20 protein-coding genes are annotated in these 20,112 nt (G+C 37.9%); 14 read left to right on the forward strand and 6 right to left on the reverse strand.

The window, feature by feature from the left end:
• Nucleotides 1–37: 37 nt before the first annotated feature.
• A complete protein-coding gene (locus B3I52_RS11790) occupies nucleotides 38–937 on the reverse strand; it encodes an MBL fold metallo-hydrolase (protein WP_293301491.1) in 900 nt (299 codons plus the stop codon).
• A gap of 61 nt (nucleotides 938–998) precedes the next feature.
• Nucleotides 999–1,202, reverse strand: coding sequence for a hypothetical protein (locus tag B3I52_RS11795; protein WP_293301493.1), 204 nt, complete (start codon nucleotides 1,200–1,202; stop codon nucleotides 999–1,001).
• A gap of 81 nt (nucleotides 1,203–1,283) precedes the next feature.
• On the opposite strand from B3I52_RS11795, the gene B3I52_RS11800 reads away from it, so the two are divergent.
• A complete protein-coding gene (locus B3I52_RS11800; protein WP_293301495.1) occupies nucleotides 1,284–1,940 on the forward strand; it encodes an oxidoreductase in 657 nt (218 codons plus the stop codon).
• 63 nt (nucleotides 1,941–2,003) lie between these two features.
• Complete coding sequence (locus B3I52_RS11805) at nucleotides 2,004–2,555, forward strand: DNA-3-methyladenine glycosylase I (protein ID WP_293301497.1); 552 nt, start codon at nucleotides 2,004–2,006, stop codon at nucleotides 2,553–2,555.
• A gap of 107 nt (nucleotides 2,556–2,662) precedes the next feature.
• On the opposite strand, the gene B3I52_RS11810 is transcribed toward B3I52_RS11805, so the two are convergent.
• Both B3I52_RS11810 and B3I52_RS11815 read right to left on the reverse strand, forming a co-directional pair.
• On the reverse strand, nucleotides 2,663–4,582 hold the full coding sequence (locus B3I52_RS11810; RefSeq protein ID WP_293301499.1) for a solute symporter family protein: 1,920 nt from the start codon (nucleotides 4,580–4,582) through the stop codon (nucleotides 2,663–2,665).
• Nucleotides 4,579–4,875 carry a DUF485 domain-containing protein gene (locus B3I52_RS11815; protein WP_293301501.1) on the reverse strand — a complete coding sequence of 99 codons (297 nt, stop codon included), beginning with the start codon at nucleotides 4,873–4,875 and terminating at the stop codon, nucleotides 4,579–4,581. Before B3I52_RS11815 ends, B3I52_RS11810 begins: the two co-directional genes overlap by 4 nt.
• Before the next feature lie 587 nt (nucleotides 4,876–5,462).
• Between B3I52_RS11815 and B3I52_RS11820 the strand changes: the two genes are divergently transcribed.
• From B3I52_RS11820 to B3I52_RS11840, 5 genes are read left to right on the forward strand one after another with little or no spacing between them, the layout of a single operon-like run.
• Complete coding sequence (locus tag B3I52_RS11820; RefSeq protein ID WP_293301503.1) at nucleotides 5,463–5,789, forward strand: ArsR/SmtB family transcription factor; 327 nt, start codon at nucleotides 5,463–5,465, stop codon at nucleotides 5,787–5,789.
• A gap of 17 nt (nucleotides 5,790–5,806) precedes the next feature.
• Nucleotides 5,807–6,646: an arsenite methyltransferase gene (locus tag B3I52_RS11825; RefSeq protein ID WP_293301505.1), complete on the forward strand. Its 840-nt coding sequence runs from the start codon at nucleotides 5,807–5,809 to the stop codon at nucleotides 6,644–6,646.
• 11 nt (nucleotides 6,647–6,657) lie between these two features.
• Nucleotides 6,658–7,071 (forward strand): OsmC family protein, encoded by a 414-nt coding sequence (locus B3I52_RS11830; RefSeq protein WP_293301507.1) that lies wholly within the window; start codon nucleotides 6,658–6,660, stop codon nucleotides 7,069–7,071.
• Nucleotides 7,061–8,095 (forward strand): ACR3 family arsenite efflux transporter, encoded by a 1,035-nt coding sequence (gene arsB, locus B3I52_RS11835; RefSeq protein ID WP_293301509.1) that lies wholly within the window; start codon nucleotides 7,061–7,063, stop codon nucleotides 8,093–8,095. The genes B3I52_RS11830 and arsB overlap by 11 nt, the downstream gene beginning before the upstream one ends.
• Complete coding sequence (locus tag B3I52_RS11840) at nucleotides 8,092–8,511, forward strand: arsenate reductase ArsC (protein ID WP_293301511.1); 420 nt, start codon at nucleotides 8,092–8,094, stop codon at nucleotides 8,509–8,511. Before arsB ends, B3I52_RS11840 begins: the two co-directional genes overlap by 4 nt.
• 437 nt (nucleotides 8,512–8,948) lie before the next feature.
• Here B3I52_RS11840 and B3I52_RS11845 read toward each other — a convergent pair whose 3' ends face one another.
• A complete protein-coding gene (locus tag B3I52_RS11845; RefSeq protein ID WP_293301513.1) occupies nucleotides 8,949–10,097 on the reverse strand; it encodes a cysteine desulfurase family protein in 1,149 nt (382 codons plus the stop codon).
• A gap of 33 nt (nucleotides 10,098–10,130) precedes the next feature.
• Nucleotides 10,131–11,519 (reverse strand): phosphoglucosamine mutase, encoded by a 1,389-nt coding sequence (glmM, locus tag B3I52_RS11850; RefSeq protein WP_293301515.1) that lies wholly within the window; start codon nucleotides 11,517–11,519, stop codon nucleotides 10,131–10,133.
• 418 nt (nucleotides 11,520–11,937) lie between these two features.
• On the opposite strand from glmM, the gene purN reads away from it, so the two are divergent.
• From purN to rodA, 7 genes are all read left to right on the forward strand, one after another.
• Complete coding sequence (gene purN / locus B3I52_RS11855; RefSeq protein WP_293301549.1) at nucleotides 11,938–12,516, forward strand: phosphoribosylglycinamide formyltransferase; 579 nt, start codon at nucleotides 11,938–11,940, stop codon at nucleotides 12,514–12,516.
• A 180-nt stretch (nucleotides 12,517–12,696) separates the two neighbouring features.
• Nucleotides 12,697–14,223: a bifunctional phosphoribosylaminoimidazolecarboxamide formyltransferase/IMP cyclohydrolase gene (gene purH / locus B3I52_RS11860; RefSeq protein WP_293301517.1), complete on the forward strand. Its 1,527-nt coding sequence runs from the start codon at nucleotides 12,697–12,699 to the stop codon at nucleotides 14,221–14,223.
• Between the two features lie 203 nt (nucleotides 14,224–14,426).
• Complete coding sequence (locus tag B3I52_RS11865; RefSeq protein ID WP_293301519.1) at nucleotides 14,427–15,449, forward strand: rod shape-determining protein; 1,023 nt, start codon at nucleotides 14,427–14,429, stop codon at nucleotides 15,447–15,449.
• A gap of 75 nt (nucleotides 15,450–15,524) precedes the next feature.
• Complete coding sequence (gene mreC, locus B3I52_RS11870) at nucleotides 15,525–16,364, forward strand: rod shape-determining protein MreC (RefSeq protein WP_293301521.1); 840 nt, start codon at nucleotides 15,525–15,527, stop codon at nucleotides 16,362–16,364.
• A complete protein-coding gene (locus B3I52_RS11875; protein WP_293301523.1) occupies nucleotides 16,354–16,869 on the forward strand; it encodes a rod shape-determining protein MreD in 516 nt (171 codons plus the stop codon). Before mreC ends, B3I52_RS11875 begins: the two co-directional genes overlap by 11 nt.
• Nucleotides 16,869–18,845 carry a penicillin-binding protein 2 gene (gene mrdA, locus B3I52_RS11880; protein WP_293301525.1) on the forward strand — a complete coding sequence of 659 codons (1,977 nt, stop codon included), beginning with the start codon at nucleotides 16,869–16,871 and terminating at the stop codon, nucleotides 18,843–18,845. The genes B3I52_RS11875 and mrdA overlap by 1 nt, the downstream gene beginning before the upstream one ends.
• Nucleotides 18,829–20,091, forward strand: a complete 1,263-nt coding sequence (rodA, locus tag B3I52_RS11885; RefSeq protein ID WP_293301527.1) for a rod shape-determining protein RodA — start codon at nucleotides 18,829–18,831, stop codon at nucleotides 20,089–20,091. Before mrdA ends, rodA begins: the two co-directional genes overlap by 17 nt.
• Nucleotides 20,092–20,112: the final 21 nt, after the last annotated feature.

Below are 20,112 nucleotides of genomic sequence, written 5' to 3' on the forward strand. Positions count from 1 at the left end.
GGGTTAATATCATTTTTAAACAGCTTCTAAACTGTTTTTATTTTACACTAAGCTCGGCATAAGCGGCATTTAAACTTCTGGCAATGCCCTCGCCTTGCCATTCTGCTGCACCCGGAATGGCAGTAGCCTTTAAAATATCTTCCTTTGTTTTTCCGGCTTTAATTTCTTGCCCAACAAAATCTAATAACGATTGTAAATAGTTCTTAAATGCGGCTACATCGGCCTTATTGCCCGTTATTTTTTCTGGGTCGCGGCTATGGCCAAAAACAAACAAAGTATCATCGTCAAACTTGCCTGTAATTCTATCTAAAACATTAACCCAGTTAGCAATATTTGCACCATTTGCAGTATCTATAAACGGATATCGACGGTTAAAAACCAAATCGCCCACATGCGCAATGTTAGCATCTTCAAAATGAAAAATGCTATCGCCATTGGTATGGCCCGGACCAAAATAATGAGCTGTAATCTTCTCTCCGCCTAATTTTGTTTTCCACCCATCGGTTCCAAAGGTCAAGTTAGGCAACAATTGTTTGGCTAAATTATTGGCCTTTTCGGCGGTGCTTATTTGGTTTTTCAACGAATTTTCGTGTGCTACCACCTGCCCTACCAAACCATTAAAAGCAATATTACCTGCGGTATGGTCGCCGTGATGGTGCGTATTAAGCAAATATTTAAAAGGTCTGGTAGCTAATTTCTTTAATTCCTCAATTAGATGGGCGGCCGAATTTGGAAATTGCGCATCTACCACCGCAAAACCATCTTTACTATTTAGCCAGGCAATGGTACCACCCTGCTCGGTAAAAACACCCACATTGTTTCTAAGTGGCCTAAACTGATAAGCTTGCCAAGCGTTATTGGCCAATGCCTTAGTTTTATAAACGGAAAGAATGGCTAAAGCCAGTGCCGATTGTTGAATAAATTCTCTGCGTACCATAAGCTGATATTTAAAAACCACGGCTCCCATTGCCGTGGCTTAAATTTAATAAATAATCTTGTTAAAATCCTGTGCCGGGCGTAGTACCCGGCTCATGCCCACTACCAAATGGTTCGTGCCCACGCGAATGGGTTTTGGTAAATTTACTCCCCATCACAGACGATGGCCTACGTTCAATGTTTTCTTGATTTCTGGCTGGCTTTTCCTCGCCATTCTCAATTACCGGTGTACGTAGCTTCCGCTCTTTTTTACCTTTCTTTTGCATGACATTTAAGATTTAAGTGCTCTTATAAAACAAACCTATTTTTAACTTTGTTTTGTAGCCTAGCAATTTTACTTTTAACAAATGAAAAAAGCAATTGTATTTGGGGCCAGTGGCTTTATTGGCAGCTATTTAATAAACAATTTATTGCAAGGCGATAATTATAGCGAGGTACTAGTAGTCGTACGAAAACCGTTAAACCTAACGCATCCAAAGCTTAAAACAATTGTTGCCAACTACCAAAGTTTAGCACTACACCAAGATGAATTAATTGCTGACGATGTATTTATTGCTTTAGGTACCACTAAAAAGAAAACTCCTAACGAAAGCGAATACTATGAAATAGACCACGATTACCCGGTATTGGCAGCACAGCTCACTAAAGCAAACGGCGCTACCGCTCTCCTGTTGGTATCTGCCGTTGGTGCAAATGCAAATTCTTCCGTTTTTTATATCAAGACTAAAGGCGAAGCAGAAAAAGATGTAATTGCTACCAACTTTAACCATACACATATCTTTAGGCCATCAATGATTATGGGAAGCAGGGCAGAAAAAAGGCCTTTAGAAAAAGTATTCATTAACATTTTCTCGGTAGTTAATTTTTTATTAGTGGGTAAACTTGCTAAATACAAAGGCATTACCGCTAAAAACATCGCAAAAGCGATGGCTAAGGCGGCGCTACAACCCAAAGAAAAAGTAAAGATTTACCACTGGAAAGAGATGATGGATTTAATTAAATAATTTTCACTGCCATTGGGTTGTCAGTAAGAGCTGTATTTTTACCCCCATTAACAACAACAATTTATGAGCTACTGTAGCGCAATACCAAATATGCAGCCCGAAGCACGTAAGGCTTTACATGCAAACTACCACGACCATCACTATGGCTTTCCTATTAAGGATGATAATGAGCTGTTTGGCAGATTAATCTTAGAAATTAACCAAGCTGGCTTAAGCTGGGAAACCATTTTAAAAAAAGAAGCTGGCTTTAGAAAAGCGTATGCCAATTTCGATATTAAAACAGTGGCCAATTTTACCGCATCTGATAGCGAGCGTTTATTGCAAGATGCTGGTATTATCCGTAACAAATTAAAGGTGAATGCTGCCATAGAAAATGCCAAAACCATTCTTCAATTGCAGCAAGAGTACGGCAGTTTTGAGCAATGGCTAGCCCACCACCACCCAAAAACCAAAGCAGAATGGGTAAAATTATTTAAAAAAACTTTCAAATTTACTGGTGGAGAAATTGTTGGGGAGTTTTTAATGAGCATTGGCTATTTGCCTGGCGCTCACGATGCCTCTTGCGCTATCCATAAAGAGGTTTTAAAAAGTAACCCAAAATGGGCTGGACAATAAAGTTAAACTGTCCTTTGTTCGTCTATTCATAAAAATGCCCCCAATAAGTGTCTAACTTTTTGGGGGCACATCATGGTTGCACTGGCTTTTTTTATGCTTTTAAATTTTTACTTGTTTAGCTCTACCTTAACTTCGTTTTTCGGATACAACACTGAAAACACATAAACTGTTAATACAGCTAACGGAAAAGAAATCAATGCTGGGTTTTCTAACTGATGTAGGGCATTTTCGGCACCTAAGCCATATTTATCCCACATGGTTGGCGAGGTTAAAATAATAGCTAGAGAAGCTACAATTCCTACTACAATTGAAGCCGAAATACCCCTTGAGGAAGTTCTCTTCCAGAAAAGCAGGAACAAAATTGCCGGCAAATTGGCCGATGCAGCAATGGCGAATGCCCAACCTACCAAAAATGAAACGTTGATGCCTTTAAACGCCATTCCTAATAAGATGGCGAACACCCCAACTACTACCGCCGCTATTTTGCCCACCTTTACTTTTTTATCATCGTTGAGGTTTTTCTTCAGATAAATATCAATAAAATCATGTGCAATAGCACCCGATGAGGCTACAATTAACCCCGCAACGGTACCCAATACGGTGGCAAAAGCAACTGCCGAAATAACAGAGAACAACACCGCACCAAAGGCCTTTGCCAATAACGGAGCGGCCATGTTACTAGACTCAACATCCATTACGCCGTTTACACCAGCTCCAAGGCCAATAAACAACGTAAGAATATAAAACCCACCAATAGCTGCAATAGCCAAAATAGTTGATTTACGGGCACCACGAGGTGTTTTTACCGTATAATACCGAATGAGGATGTGTGGCAATGCTGCCGTACCTAAAAACAAAGCCAACATTAACGATACAAAATCTAATTTGCTCCATAAACTGGCATCGGTACCAATTTTATACTTTAACCCCGGCAACATAAATTTAGCCCCAGGGGTAACTTCTGGATAGTAAACCATAACTTGATCTGCACCGTCGGTAATTTTTGCCTGTAAAAAGCGTACCACATCGCTCTCTTTAATGGTAGAAAGAAACTCAAATGGGCCAACTGCGCCCGTTTTATCTACTTCTTTACCATTAACGATAATTTTACTTAAATGGCCTACTTGATAAAACTTCCTTTTGTCTTTAGGTTCTCCGTTGTACAGTTTCTCGCCATTTGCCTTTTCTACTATGGTCAATGTTTCTTTAAGAGTCTGCTTATCATCCTCATTAGTCAAATAGAACCATCTTTCTATCCCATTTTGACTTAATTTTACAAAGTTTTTCTTGCCCACAGCTTGTTCGCTTAGCACCTCCCAACCAGCTACAGCAGTAACTTTATCACCCTCTATTTGTGGCGTTAACGTTATAAAGGTATGGTAAGGGTTATCTTTTCCTCCTGGAGATAACGACAAGCCGTTTTTACAAATGTAAGCTGTTAATATTACCGATAGTACAATGAGTAAACCACCTTTTAAAAATTGTACATAAGTGGTTGATGCCATACCCGCACTTGCTACAATGGCAATTACTATGGCGCCCACTAAAATTACACCTACCCAATGTGGTAAGCCCAACAAAGGCATCACCAGATCGCCTGCCCCTACCATTTGCGGAATAAGGTAGAACACAGAAATAATTAACGTACTTATTGAGGCCGTTAACGTAATTGCCCTAGAATTAAATTTAGCGTTCAACGCATCGGTAAAGGTATATTTGCCCAAGCGTTTAAATGGTTCGGCAATTAAAAACAAAGCCACAATCCAACCTGCTAAAAAACCAATGGCATATAAAAAACCATCGAAACCAGCAATGGCTATCATGCCGCAAATACCAAGAAAAGATGCCGCTGATAGATAGTCGCCGGCGAAGGCAATTCCATTCACAGCCCAATGAATTTGTCCTCCAGCAGCATAATAAGAAGAAGAATCGCTTTTTTTACGGCCAAAATAAAAGGATAGCCCAAGTACTAAGCCAACAAAAATGAAAAAGAATATTAATGCGGTAATTGAAATGTCATAGCTCATCTGTCATCCTCCTTCGCTAGTTCATCGGCTTTTTCGGCTTCATCTTCGTACTTTGTACAGTAATAATTGTAAATGATACCCATAAGCACGGCAAATACAATTAAGCCTATACCGTAAACTACGGCTAGGTTTAAACCAGAAAACATGGTGGTGGACAGAAGTTCGTAATTGAATACACCAAGTGCCACGAAACCTGCATAGCAGATTAAGTAAACGAAAAATAATCGTACGCCTAGTTTCGACTTCTGTTGCGTTACGATTTCCTTTTCCTCGGTTGTGCTATTTACATGCATAAATAAAGATTAGAAAGGTTTTATAAAAGGTTTGCTTGTTTTTATGTTGATAATCAACATGGGTTTTAGATACAATACTAATAAAAAAACGCAAGCTTAATTCATATTTTGGCGATAAATAGTTAATTAATCTGTTTTTATTTTAAATAGCAATAGCAACAATTAATTTGCCCTACCTAAAACTGCCGCACTGATGGAAGCTTGCAATTAGAAGTATTGGAAACATGGAGTATTCGCATTTATACCTTGGCTAGATACCTAGGTGGACAGCTTATTTTTACTGTAAAGCAATAACCCAATTAGAAAATACAGTTGTTAAATCTTTGTTTAGTTGGTGTTTTGTAGCCGACAGATAAGGTTTAGAACACGTCTAGCGCAATCCCAATGTCATTAAGCTAAGTGTTGACGGGGGCGCCAACGTGTTAAATCTCCTTAACTTAATGACATTGAGCGCAATCCCGAAAGCGATAATGAAAGAACAGGACCTGTCAACCGATGGCAATAATTTGTATAAAATTCTACAACCTACAAAAAAATAATTGTTCAATAAAAACATTATCGTAATATTGCAATATTATAATGAAGATATGGGAACAACTAAAACAGAACATTTTACAGAAAGACAAAGCGAAATTGCGGTAATCACAAAAGCAATGGGACATCCTGCAAGAGTGGCCATTATCGACTTGTTATTAAAAGTAAATGCGTGTATCGGAAATGATATTTTAGAAAAAATTCCGCTTGCACAACCAACGATTTCTCAACATTTAAAAGTTCTTAAAGATGCCAATTTAATCAAAGGAACAATTGAAGGAAATACAGTGTGCTATTGTATCAACGAATCTACTTTCGAATTACTAAGTAAATATTTTGGAAACATTGCTTCTAATGTTATCCATCAAGACTGTTGTTAAACTAAAAAATAAAAATAATGCAAACCGAGCAAGAAATCAAAGAAATGGTAAAGCAAAAATACAGTGAAATTGCTTTACAAGACAAAGAAACAAACACTTCTTCCTGCTGTGGTGCAGGTAGTTGTAGCACCGAAGTATATAACATCATGAGCGAAGAATACAACGAGCTTGATGGTTATAATCCCGATGCAGATTTGGGCTTGGGTTGTGGCTTGCCTACTCAATTTGCCAAAATCAAAAAAGGCGATACCGTTATTGATTTAGGAAGCGGAGCGGGTAATGATTGTTTCGTTGCCAGAGCAGAAACAGGCGAAACTGGAAAAGTTATCGGAATTGATTTTACAGAAGCGATGATTGATAAAGCCCGACAAAATGCGGAAAAATTGGGTTTTAATAATGTTGAATTTAGACAAGGTGATATTGAGAATATGCCTGTAACCGCAAATACAGCAGATGTCATTGTGAGCAATTGTGTTTTAAACCTTGTACCGAATAAACAAGCGGTATTTGCCGAAATGTTCCGTATATTAAAACCAGGCGGACATTTCAGTATTTCAGATATTGTTTTAACAGGAGAACTACCCGAAAAAATTAAAAATGCGGCTGAAATGTACGCTGGATGTGTGGCAAGTGCGATTGATAAAGAAGAATATTTGGGCTATGTAAACAAAGTTGGATTTGCAAATATGACTATTCAAAAAGATAAACCCATTATTGTTCCTGACGATATTTTGAAAGATTATCTAACTGAAGAAGAAATCACGCAATACAAAGCAAACGATACGGTCATTAGAAGCATAACGGTTTATGCCGAAAAGCCTGCTAATTGCTGTACGCCAAGTTCGGGATGTTGTTAAAAAAAATAATTATGGAATATCAAATTAAGGCTTCATCTGTTTCAACAAAAGATGCGATACTACAAATAAAGCAGAATGAGATAGCTTTTGGAACGACTTCAAATTCAGCAGAAATTTTACCTAATCCTGCCGAACTATTTTTAGGAGCTTTTGCTGCGTGTATGCTAAAAAATGTAGAACGATTTTCTGCTATGTTGAATTTCACTTATGCAAAAGCCGTGGTAAATGTGTCCGCTATTCGCACGGAAAAACCTCTGAAAATGGATAATATAAAGTACGAGTTAATTATTTACAGTGCTGATGAAAATATAAATATCCCATTGCTAAAGAAAAATATTGAAAAATTTGGCACAATTTACAATACCGTAAAATTATCGTGCACGATACATGGAGAAATTATTCAAGTAAAAAACGATGAATATTAAAATGAAGTTCTTAGACCGTTATCTGACGGTCTGGATATTTTTAGCAATGGCACTTGGTGTTGGTTTAGGTCATTTATTCCCAGCTATTCCTGAAAATATTAATGCTTTTTCAATTGGAACAACTAATATTCCATTGGCAATCGGATTAATTTTAATGATGTATCCGCCATTAGCAAAAGTGGATTATTCACTCCTACCAAAAGTTTTACAAGATAAAAAAGCCATCACCATTTCTTTAATTCTAAATTGGATTGTAGGCACCATTTTGATGTTCGGATTAGCCGTTTTGTTTTTGCGAAATGAACCTGAATATATGACAGGACTTATCTTGATTGGTTTGGCAAGATGTATCGCCATGGTTATAGTTTGGAGCGATTTAGCCAAAGCAAACAGAGAATACACTGCTTTACTTGTCGCTTTGAATAGTATTTTTCAAATTTTATCTTACAGTTTTTTTGTATGGTTGTTCATCAATGTTCTACCAAAATATCTTGGCTTGGGGAATTTTGATGTAAGCGTTTCCATGCGTGCCGTTACCCAAAGCGTTTTAATATACTTGGGTATTCCATTTTTAGCAGGTTTTTTAACCCGATACATTTTAATAAAACAAAAAGGGAAAGAATGGTATCATCACAAATTTATTCCTAAAATTTCGCCCATTACATTGATTGCTCTTTTGCTAACTATTGTTGTAATGTTCAGTTTAAAAGGCGACAAAATAATTGAATTACCATTTGATGTTTTAAAAATAGCCGTTCCGCTTATCATCTATTTTGTATTGATGTTTTTCGTAAGTTTTTTCGTCAATAAAGCGTTGAAAGTTCCTTATGATAAAAATGCTTCAATTTCATTCACTGCCACAGGAAACAATTTTGAGTTGGCAATTGCGGTTGCTATTGCAGTCTTTGGTATAAATTCGGCACAGGCTTTTGTGGGGGTTATTGGTCCTTTAGTAGAAGTTCCCGTTTTGATATTATTAGTCAAGATTAGTCTATTTCTAAAACAAAAATACGATATAAAATGAACCAGAAAATTTTAGTGCTTTGCACAGGAAATAGTTGCAGAAGCCAAATTGCAGAAGGTTATTTACGCTATTTTGCTGGTAAAAAAGCAGCTGTTTACAGTGCAGGAGTGGAAACACACGGCGTAAATCCCAAAGCAATCGCCACAATGAAAGAAGATGGAATTGACATTTCAAATCATACATCAAACCACATTGACGAATACAGAAATATAGACTTTGACTTTGTTATTACCGTTTGCGACAACGCGAAAGAACGCTGTCCATTCTTTCCGACAAAAGCCCAAAAATTTCATTATAATTTTCCCGACCCAGCCAAAGCAACAGGAACAGACGAAGAAATTGCGGACGAATTTAGAAAAGTAAGACAGCAAATTAAAGATTATTGCGAAAAATTTGTTACCGAAAAAATCAACTAAATTAATATCCAAAACTCCCATTAGAGGATGATAGCAGCAGTTAATTGCACCTCAAAAAAAGCTAAAAATAACAAAGCACGAAACATGCTTACTTTAAAGTTGCTTCGTGCTTTGCAATAACAATTTTAAGATAACCACCCGTAGTGCATTATTGTCAAACATTCCTCCCCGTACTCCCTCCAAGAGGGGGACACATGGCGTATAACTATGCGATTTGCATATCTCTTTCTTGCAGGATTTATCCCGACTATTCGGGAGGGCAAGATTTAAAATAAATATACAAACATCTGTATATCAATTTTGCGCACGTTGGTGTCCACGCCAACGGACTAAACATTCTTAACTTAATGAGATTGAGCGCTAGCCAGTTTATAAAGCACGAACCATTCTTAAAATAAGAATGGTTCGTGCTTTGCAATAACAATTTTAAGATCTGTTTAAGCTAGTGCATTTTGTTTCACTACCATCTTAATCTTTTCTAGGGTATAATCTATTTCTTCTTTAGTAGTGTATTTACTAAACGAGAAACGTACCGCAGGGCGATTTGGATCTGCTTTGATACCATTTAACACATGCGAACCAATGTTAGAGCCCGATGAACAGGCACTGCCACCAGAAGCACAAATACCGTTGATATCTAAATTAAACAACAACATATCTGCCATTTCCATTTCTGGGAACGATACGTTCAATACAGTATATAAACTTTTATCGGCATCCGTTTCACCATTAAAGGTAATACCCGGTATTTCGGCTACCAACTGTGCCTTCATGTAATCTTTTAACTCTTGTACGTGTTTTTGATGCGCTTCCATTTCTGTATAGGCAATTTCTAAGGCTTTTGCCAAGCCCACAATACCGTAAACATTTTCGGTACCGCCACGCATATTACGTTCTTGTGCACCACCATAAATCATTGGTGGTATTTTAATGCTATTGTTTACATACAAAAAACCTACGCCTTTTGGCCCGTGCAACTTGTGTGCGGCACAAACCATAAAATGAGCTTTCAGTTTGCGCACATCGTGAACGTAATGTCCCATGGTTTGTACGGTATCTGCGTGATAAATAGCGTTGTACTTTTCACATATATGGCCCACTTTTTCCATATCGGTTAAAGTACCCAGTTCATTGTTGGCATGCATTAACGAAACAAAAGTACGATCGTTGTTTTGCAACAATTCTTCTAAGTGCGCATAATCAACGTTACCTTTTTCATCAATATTTACAAAGCTAAGTTTATCAATTACGCCATCTTTAAGCAACATATTTAGGGTATGTTCTACCGCATGATGTTCTATTTTGGAGGTGATGGCATGTTTAATGCCATAGGCCGCGATACCGCAACGAATGGCAGTATTATCTGCCTCTGTACCACCCGAGGTAAAGAAAATTTCGGAAGGCGATGCGTTGAGCAAAGTGGCTACTGTTTTTCGTGCTTTCTCTACCAAAGTTCTTACTTCGCGGCCCAAAGCATGTATGGCCGATGGATTTCCGAAGTAATTTTGCATTACATTGGTCATCTCCGCCACTACGTCCGGGTCTAGCGGTGTAGTAGCGGCATTGTCTAAATAAACTCGTTTCATTTTTATAAGTTGTGTTAGTTAGTTTCTTAGCATTTAGCTTATTTTCAATATCTCCTTAATATCGGAGATAATTTTCTGCGCTAAATTTTCGGCAGTGGTTTCATTCTCAGCTTCGCTATAAATACGGATAATAGGTTCGGTATTTGACCTGCGCAAATGTACCCATTCTTTATCAAATTCGATTTTTAGGCCATCTATAGTACTATACGGCTGTTTTTTATATTTTTCTTCTACCTTCTGTAATAAAGCGTCTATGTCCATCTCTGGGGTTAGGGTAATCTTATTTTTTGAGATATGATAAGATGGATAACTTGCCCTTAATACCGAAATAGGTTTGCCAAATTTTGCCAAATGCGATAAAAACAAAGCAATACCCACCAAAGCATCTCTGCCGTAATGCGATTCAGGATAGATGATACCGCCATTACCCTCGCCACCAATAATGGCATTGGTAGCTTTCATTTGGTTCACTACGTTTACCTCTCCTACCGCTGCAGCAGTGTATTGCATTCCTGCCTGCGCTGTAACGTCTCTTAATGCCCTTGTAGAAGAAAGGTTAGAAACCGTATTACCTGGTGTATTTTTCAACACATAATCGGCAACGGCTACCAGCGTATATTCTTCGCCAAACATAGTACCATCTTCGTTCACTAATGCCAACCTGTCAACATCTGGATCTACTACAATGCCTAAATCAGCTTTTTTTTGCTGTACTACCTTCGCAATTTCTGTTAGGTTTTCTGGCAATGGTTCTGGGTTATGCGGAAATTGTCCGTTTGGTTCGCAATAAAGCTCATAAACAGTTTCAACGCCCAAGGCTTTCAGCAAAGGCGGTAAAAAAATCCCTCCCGTAGAATTTACACAGTCTATGGCCACTTTAAAATTAGCCTTTTTAATGGCAGCCACATCTACCAAGGGCAGTGCTAAAATAGCATCAATATGTTTTTGTATATAAGTATCGTCTTTTCTTACTTGTCCAAGTTCATCTACCTCCACAAAGCTAAAATCCGAGTTTTCGGCAATTTCTAACACTTCTTTCCCATCAGCATCACTAATAAATTCGCCTTTGGCATTCAAAAGTTTTAAGGCATTCCATTGTTTTGGATTATGGCTAGCGGTTAAAATAATTCCTCCCGCAGCTTTTTCTAAGGGTACGGCAATTTCAACAGTTGGTGTGGTAGATAGGCCAAGATCAATTACTTCGATACCTAAGCCCTGCAAAGTACCCACCACCAAATTATTTACCATTTCGCCCGAAATACGAGCATCGCGTCCTATTACAATTCTTTTATTAGCTGCTTTGCTGATTACCCACGAGCCAAAAGCAGCAGTAAATTTTACAACATCAATTGGGGTTAAACCATCGCCAGCCTTGCCGCCAATAGTACCCCTAATTCCAGAGATAGATTTAATTAAAGTCAAGTCGTTTGTTTTTTGTTCAAAATTAAGAAAATTTAGAGCCTGTTTAAATTTATGTTGTAAAAATGTTTATCGCTTATTTTTGAGCGAAACGAGGCGTGTTTTTGAAGAGATAGCAGTGCTTCTACCTCAAAAAAACACAACAAAGTTGCAGCCGAAAAGAAGCATAAACAAATTATTAGATAAATTTTAAACAGGCTCTAAACTTCCTTATACTTTTATCCCTTTAACATCTGTGTATCTGTGGCTAAATTTTCCAAATGCACAACGGGCAAACATTAGCATTTACTAAGCCTAGACTACATTTCTAGAAACATGAAAACCTACAGCATCTACTACTTTGTGATATATTTAGGTTTTTTGGCTTAAAATTAGTGTTAAAAGGCTTAAAATACTATTTTTGAAAAAAACGCATAACCCAGTGAAAAAACGTATCGCCATTTTTGCTTCAGGATCAGGATCGAATGCTCAAAAAATAATGGAGCATTTTAAACGTAATACAGAGACAGAGGTTGCCCTAGTGTTAACCAACAACCCAGAATCTTACGTACTACAAAGGGCCGACAGCTTTGAAATACCATCCCATATTTTTGACAGGCACGAATTTTATCAAACTGACGATGTTTTAGACTTGCTAAAAAACCTAGACATAGATTTGATCGTTTTGGCAGGTTTTCTTTGGCTCATCCCTCAAAACCTCTTAAAAGAATATCCTGGCAGGATTATTAACATACACCCTGCCCTACTACCTAAATACGGCGGCAAAGGCATGTATGGCGACCGCGTACATAAAGCAGTTATGGCAGCCAATGAGACCGAGGGCGGTATTACCATACATTATGTAAACGAGCATTATGACGAAGGTGAGTTCATTTACCAAGCGAAGTACCGTATTGAAAAAGACGACAATTTAGAGATGGTGAAGTTTAAGGGGCAGCAATTGGAGCATTTGCATTATCCAAGAATTGTGGAAACCTTAGTGAAAAAGATTAAAAAGTAGTTGATTGCCGTTTCAACTTTACAGACTTGCGGCCTACTATTTAAACTCACAAATACATCCTTTATGAAAGAATTTTAAACAAGGAGCAAAGCTATTGTGATTTTTTTATTTATATCCTGATTAGCATTGTGAAATCATGATGGTTTTCATACCTTTGCGGCTCAAAACAATACCCTCAAAATGAGCCAATCAGTAAAGATCAAAAACGCCTTAATTTCAGTTTATTATAAAGATGGTTTAGCGCCATTAGTAGAGTACCTTGGCAAGCAAGGTGTAACCTTATTTTCTACCGGTGGAACCGAGCAGTTCATCAAAGACTTAAACGTTCCGGTTACTGCTGTAGAAGACTTAACTAGCTATCCTTCTATTTTAGGTGGACGGGTAAAAACCTTGCATCCAAAAGTTTTTGGCGGCATTTTAAACCGCAGAAATTTAGCTGGCGACCAAGAGCAAATTGCTCAGTACGAAATCCCTGAAATTGATTTAGTAATTGTAGATCTTTACCCTTTTGAGGAAACGGTAAAAGGTGGCGGTACCGACGAAGAAATTATTGAGAAGATTGATATTGGTGGCATCTCTTTAATTAGAGCAGCCGCTAAAAACTTCAACGATGTGGTAATCATTGCATCAAAAGACGATTATTCGACTTTATTAGCACAACTGCAAGAGCAAGATGGTACCACTACTTTGGCACAACGCAAGGCTTTCGCTAAAAAAGCTTTCCATACTTCTTCTCATTATGACACGGCGATCTTCAATTATTTTAACAACGAAGAGCCATTAAACGTATTCAAAGAAAGTATTGCAAGTGCACAAACTTTACGTTACGGCGAAAACCCTCACCAAAAAGGAACCTTCTACGGTAATTTAGAGGAGATGTTTACTAAATTGAACGGAAAAGAGTTAAGCTACAACAACTTGGTTGACGTAGATGCTGCCGTAAGTTTAATTGATGAGTTCGAAGAGCCAACTTTCGCTATTTTGAAACATACTAACGCTTGTGGTGTAGCTTCTAGAAGCACCGTTAAACAAGCTTGGATTGATGCTTTGGCTTGTGATCCGGTTTCTGCTTTTGGTGGTGTTTTAATTACCAACAGAGAAGTTGATTTAGCAACTGCCGAAGAAATCAACAACTTATTTTTTGAGGTTTTAATTGCGCCTAGCTACGAACAAGCTGCTGTAGATTTGTTTAAAACAAAGAAAAACCGTGTAATTTTAAAACGCAACTATGTTGAATTGAACAAAAAACAATTCAAAACTTTATTAAACGGCGTAATTGAGCAAGACAAAGATTTAATTATTGAAGGCCCGGAGCAAATGACTACCGTTACGGAGAAAGCACCAACCGCTCAAGAATTAAAAGATTTGCATTTTGCTAATAAAATTGTAAAACACACAAAATCTAACACCATTGTTTTGGTGAAGGACGATGTTTTAATTGCAAGCGGCGTTGGTCAAACTTCTAGAGTTGATGCCTTGAGACAAGCAATTGAAAAAGCGGCTTCTTTTGGTTTCAGCGTAAAAGGTGCTGCGATGGCTTCTGATGCTTTTTTCCCTTTCCCTGATTGTGTGGAGATTGCTGCTGACTCTGGCATTACTGCGGTATTGCAACCTGGTGGCTCTATTAAAGATGCTGATTCGATAGCTAAAGCTAACGAAAAAGGTATTTCCATGGTAACTACTGGCGTAAGACACTTTAAGCACTAAGCACCTAAATCCCCTAAAGGGGATTTTTATAGCCCTTGCCCCAATTTATTTTAACTAAAGTCCCCTTTAGGGAATTTAAGGGTAAAAGCATTACTGGTTTTGATTTTCAAAGAGAAAAAAGAAACATAATATAATAATTTGTCTAATTTTACATTTAGGATATTAGATACATTTGTTAATACATACAATAACATACCTTTTACATGGGATTATTTAACTGGTTTACGCAAGAAGTAGCCATTGACCTTGGAACTGCTAACACCTTAATTATACATAATGATAAAGTTGTGGTTGATGAGCCTTCTATTGTGGCTTTCGACAGACAAACGAATAAAATTATAGCCATTGGCAAGCAAGCTATGCAAATGGAAGGCAAGACCCACGATAATATTAGAACCGTTAGACCTTTGAAAGATGGTGTAATAGCAGACTTTAATGCTGCTGAAGCCATGATCAAAGGAATGATCCGTATGCTGAACGGTGGCAAAGGTTGGATGTTCCCTTCGCTGAGAATGGTCATCTGTATTCCATCTGGTATTACCGAGGTAGAGAAACGTGCGGTTAGAGATAGTGCCGAAATTGCTGGCGCAAAAGAGGTTTACTTAATTCACGAACCAATGGCTGCCGCTGTAGGTATTGGTATCGACGTGGAAGAACCAATGGGTAACATGATCATTGATATTGGTGGTGGTACTACTGAAATTGCAGTTATTGCACTTTCGGGAATTGTTTGCGACCAATCTATCCGTGTGGCGGGCGACAACTTCGACTCGGATATCGTGAACTACATCCGTCGTCAGCATAACATTATGATTGGCGACCGTACAGCAGAGAAAATTAAGATTGAAGTTGGTGCTGCATTGCCAGAATTGAATGATCCACCTGCAGATTTTGCGGTTCAAGGTAGAGATTTAATGACTGGTGTGCCAAAGCAAATTACGGTTTCTTATACTGAAATTGCACACTGCTTAGACAAATCGATCTCTAAAATTGAAGAAGCAATTTTGAAAGCCTTGGAAATTACTCCACCAGAGCTCTCTGCGGACATTTACCAAACTGGTATTTATTTAACCGGTGGTGGAGCTTTGCTAAGAGGCTTGGATAAACGTGTGGCTGCAAAAACTAAATTGCCTGTTCACGTTGCCGAAGATCCGCTACGTGCGGTAGTACGAGGCACTGGCATTGCCCTGAAAAATATTGGAAATTATAAATTCTTAATGCAATAATTCGAGTTATAAGTTGTAAGTTATAAGTTTTAAGTCTTGTAACTTACAACGTATAACTTATAACCTAATACCTAAATGCGTAACCTTTGGATTTTTCTTAGCAGATACAACGCATTTTTCTTCTTTATCATCTTTTTTACTGTTGGCCTAGTTTTAACGATTAGAAATAACGCTTACCAACGTAGCGTTACTTTTAGTTCTACCAACGAAATTGTAGGCACCGCCTATAAACGCTTAAACGTAATTAAGCGCTACCTAAACCTTACCCAAGTAAACGATAGCTTGGCTGCCGAAAACGCCCAACTTAAAACTCAGTTACTGGCCATTGCTAGTATTGATAGTGCGCAAATTAGCACCGTAAAAGATACCGTTAACCACCAACAATATGCTTTAATTGCAGCCAAGGTAATTAAAAACTCTATTGCTTTAACCAACAACATCATTACCATTAACAAAGGCGGCAAAGATGGCATTGCAAAAGATATGGCGGTAATATCTCCAATTAAAGGAGTTGTGGGCTTTGTACAAAATGTTTCTGAAAACTTTGCCACCATACGGCCATTGCTAAACCAAGAAACAGCCATTAGTGTAGTACTTAAAAAAGACAACGCTTTTGGTAGTTTAGTTTGGGGGGATGATAATTTCGATTATCGTAAGGCCTATGTCAAAGAAATTCCAAATCATTACAAGGTTAAAGTTGGCGATACTATTATTACCTCAGGTTCTGGTGGTTTTCCGAGAGGAATTGAAGTAGGCAAGGTAACCAACACACGCGTAAGTACGGGAGATAGCTTTATGACGTTAGAAATTGCTTTGTTCAACAATTTTAGCACCTTGCAATTTGTATATATCGTTAAGGATAAATTTGCCGAAGAAGTAAAATCTTTACAGCCAGAAATAAAAAATGAACGGTAGAACAATATTGATTAACATTTTTAGATGGATTGTATTATTAGGCGTACAAATATTTCTGTTGCGCAACATGACATTTTACAACTTATCTACGCCCTTTATATATGTACTATTCATTTTAGTGCTACCTTTCCAAACCCCTAACCTCTTGCTATATGTAATAGCGTTTATTACAGGCCTAACTTTAGATACGTTTTATGATACCTTGGGCGTACATACCAGTGCTTGTGTTGCTTTGGTTTTTGTAAGGATACTTTTCATTGCAGTAAGTTTAAACAGAGATGCTATTGACGAACCCGAGCCTTCTTTAGGAAATATGGGCTTTAGGTGGTTTTCTTTATATGCGGTATTGTGTATTTTTGCTCATCACCTTGTACTTTTCTTCCTAGAAGCTTTTAAATTTACATCGTTAGCTTATACTTTAGGACGAACTTTATTGAGTGTAGTATTTACGATATTTACTGTATTATTGGTAGAGTTTATCTTCCATAATAGAAAATCGGCTTAATGGACCAACTGTTTAATAGAAAATATATTATACAAGGCTTATTTATTTTACTTGCCCTGATATTGTTGGGCAGGCTTTTCTATATACAGATAGCCAGCGACAAATATTTCTTAGACGCCAACAACAACGCCCTGCGCAAAAAGTTCATTTACCCTGCTAGGGGTGTAATTACCGACCGTAATGGCCAAGTACTGGCGCAAAACCAGCCCACTTACGATTTAATGGTGATACCCAATGAAGTAAAACCCTTTGACACACTTTCGTTGTGCAATATTATTGGCATCACGATGGAAGATTTTAGGAAAAAATTTAATAAGGCCGTTGTATATTCCCGGTACCAGCCATCTATTTTCCAAAAATTACTTTCGGTACAAACTTATGCCACCCTGCAAGAACGGATGGCCAACTATAAAGGGTTTGACGTGCAGAAAAGAACCATCCGTTATTACCCAGATAGTATTGGTGGACAACTACTTGGCTACATTAGAGAAGCAAACCAACGAGAAATAGAAAAACACCACGGCTACTATAAGCCCGGAGATTACATTGGCAAATCGGGTATTGAAAAACAATATGAGGTAGAGCTTAGGGGCACAAAAGGTGTAAAAAACATGCTGTATAATGCCCATAACATAGCTCAAGGCAGCTATGCTGATGGCAAATTCGACTCATCAGCAGTTGCTGGAGACCAGCTTATAACCACAATTGACGTTAAAATACAAAAATTAGGAGAGCAATTATTAGCTAACAAAGTAGGCAGTATTGTAGCTATAGAACCTGCTACAGGAGAAATTTTGGCTTTTGTGAGCAGTCCGGCATACGACCCCAACCTAATGGTAGGGCGTGAAACCGGCAACAACTACATGAAGATCTTTTCTAATCCATACCGCCCGTTTTTTATTCGACCATTAAAGGGTCGATACTCGCCGGGTTCGGCTTTTAAGCCCTTGAGTGCACTAATTGCGCTACAAGAAGGCATTATTGATGAATTCTCTACTTTCAATTGCCCCGGTTATTATCAAGTAGGAAAAACTAGGTTTAGGTGTGAACATATTGATGGGAATATAGCACTACGCAAAGGTATTGCCCGTTCTTGCAACACCTACTTCTGGAGCATCTTTGAAAAAGAGATGTTGAAAAACGGCAGGAAAAACCAACATAAAGCCTACGACGAATGGCAAGAAAAGGTCCGCAAATTTGGCATTGGCGATACATTGGGCATTGATTTTCCAGGCGAAAGCAGCTATAAATTATTTACCGCAGCAGATTACACCAATCGTTACAGCAAATATTGGAATTACGGCACCATTTTATCGGTAGCTATTGGGCAGGGCGAAATTAGCACCACGCCCCTACAAATGGCCAATATCATGGCCATTATTGCCAACAGGGGTTATTACATTAAACCCCATTTGGTGAAAGGAATTGGAGATACCAAATACATCCATCCTAAGTACAAAGAGAAGCACTCGGCAGGGGTTGATGCCAGACATTACGAATCGGTAATTGATGGGATGCAAGACGCCGTGAACAGCTCTATTGGAACTGCTAAAGAATCTCAAATACCTAACCTATTAATGTGCGGTAAAACAGGTACAGTACAAAATAATCACGGCAAAAACCACTCTGTATTTATTGGCTTTGCCCCTCGCAACAACCCAAAAATAGCCATTGCCGTAATTGTAGAAAACGGAGGCTATGGTGGTGCTTATGCTGCACCTATGGCCAGTTTCATTACCGAAAAATATTTAACAGATAGCTTAAAAGGCCGAAGAATTAACGGTGCAACTATTGAACAATATAAGGCTGCCAACTTACTTCCGGTATTAAAAGACAAACTACCTAAGCAAAAACTAAAAATAGATACCAATAAGATAGATACCACTAAAAAGACAGTACCTTTAAAAAGCACCACCGCTAATAACCAACTTAATAAAGTAGCCATAGCACCTAAAAACAATGCAACAGCCGCATAACAGATTTTTCTTTAACGTTGACTGGGTGACCATCTTAATTTATATGGCTTTGTGCGCTATTGGCTTCGTTAATATTTTTTCGGTACAGTACGACCCAGACAAATCTGAAGCATTTAACTTTGGAGCAGAATATGGTAAACAATTAATTTTTATGATTTCGGCACTGATTTTAGGTTTATCTATTTTACTGCTAGATTCTAAGTTTTTCAGTGTTTTTGCCCCTATTGTTTATGGCGTAACCATTATTTTACTAATAGCAGTTTTAGTAATTGGCAGAAATGTGGGTGGTAACCAAGCTTGGATACCTATTGGCTCGTTCCGTTTACAACCTTCAGAGTTTGCGAAATTTGGCACAGCGTTGCTGTTGGCGAGGTATATCAGTTCTTTTAATGTAAAATTAAACACACTTAAACCTATTTTAATTTGTGCAGCAATAATTGTATTACCAATGGTTTTAATTATGTTGCAACCAGATGCGGGCTCAATGCTCGTATTTCTATCCTTTATGTTTCCCCTTTATAGAGAAGGCCTGCCTGGAAATCTGTTGATTATTTTTTGGGGTGCTGTATTTCTTTTTATTCTTAATTTATTTGTATCGCCAACACTGTTAATTCTTTCTATTTTAATAATTGGAGGTTTGTTTGCCTATAATGGCAGAAAGAAAGTGCAAAAAATAATTAATGTAGGCATAATTACTTTCGTTGCAATTGGTTATCTTTTTGTAGCCAAATATATATTTGAAAACGTTTTAAAGCCACATCAACGTACCCGTATTGAACTTATTTTAGGATTAACCAGCGACAACCGTGGTGCTGGTTATAATGTAATCCAATCTAAAATAGCCATAGGTGCTGGTCAGCTTACAGGGCGTGGTTATTTAGAAGGCACACAAACTAAATTTGGCTATGTACCTGCACAAAGTACCGATTTTATTTTCTCTACCATTGGCGAAGAGTGGGGTTTTGTAGGCTGTTTCGTGGTAATTGGGCTGTATATTTTTCTATTACTGCGTATCTTAAATATGGCCGAGCGGCAGCGATCTGTATTTTCTAGAGTTTATGGCTACAGCATTGCTTGTATCTTATTTTTCCACGTATTCATTAATATTGGGATGACGATTGGAATTATGCCGGTAATTGGTATTCCGTTGCCCTTTATCAGTTACGGAGGTTCTTCTTTATGGAGTTTTACGATATTGCTATTTATCTTCCTAAAGTTGGATTCTAATAGAATGGGATTTATTTAACGCCTAAATCCCCTAAAGGGG

It is taken from the genome of Pedobacter sp. UBA4863, from assembly GCF_002399615.1.
GTDB lineage: Bacteria > Bacteroidota > Bacteroidia > Sphingobacteriales > Sphingobacteriaceae > Pedobacter.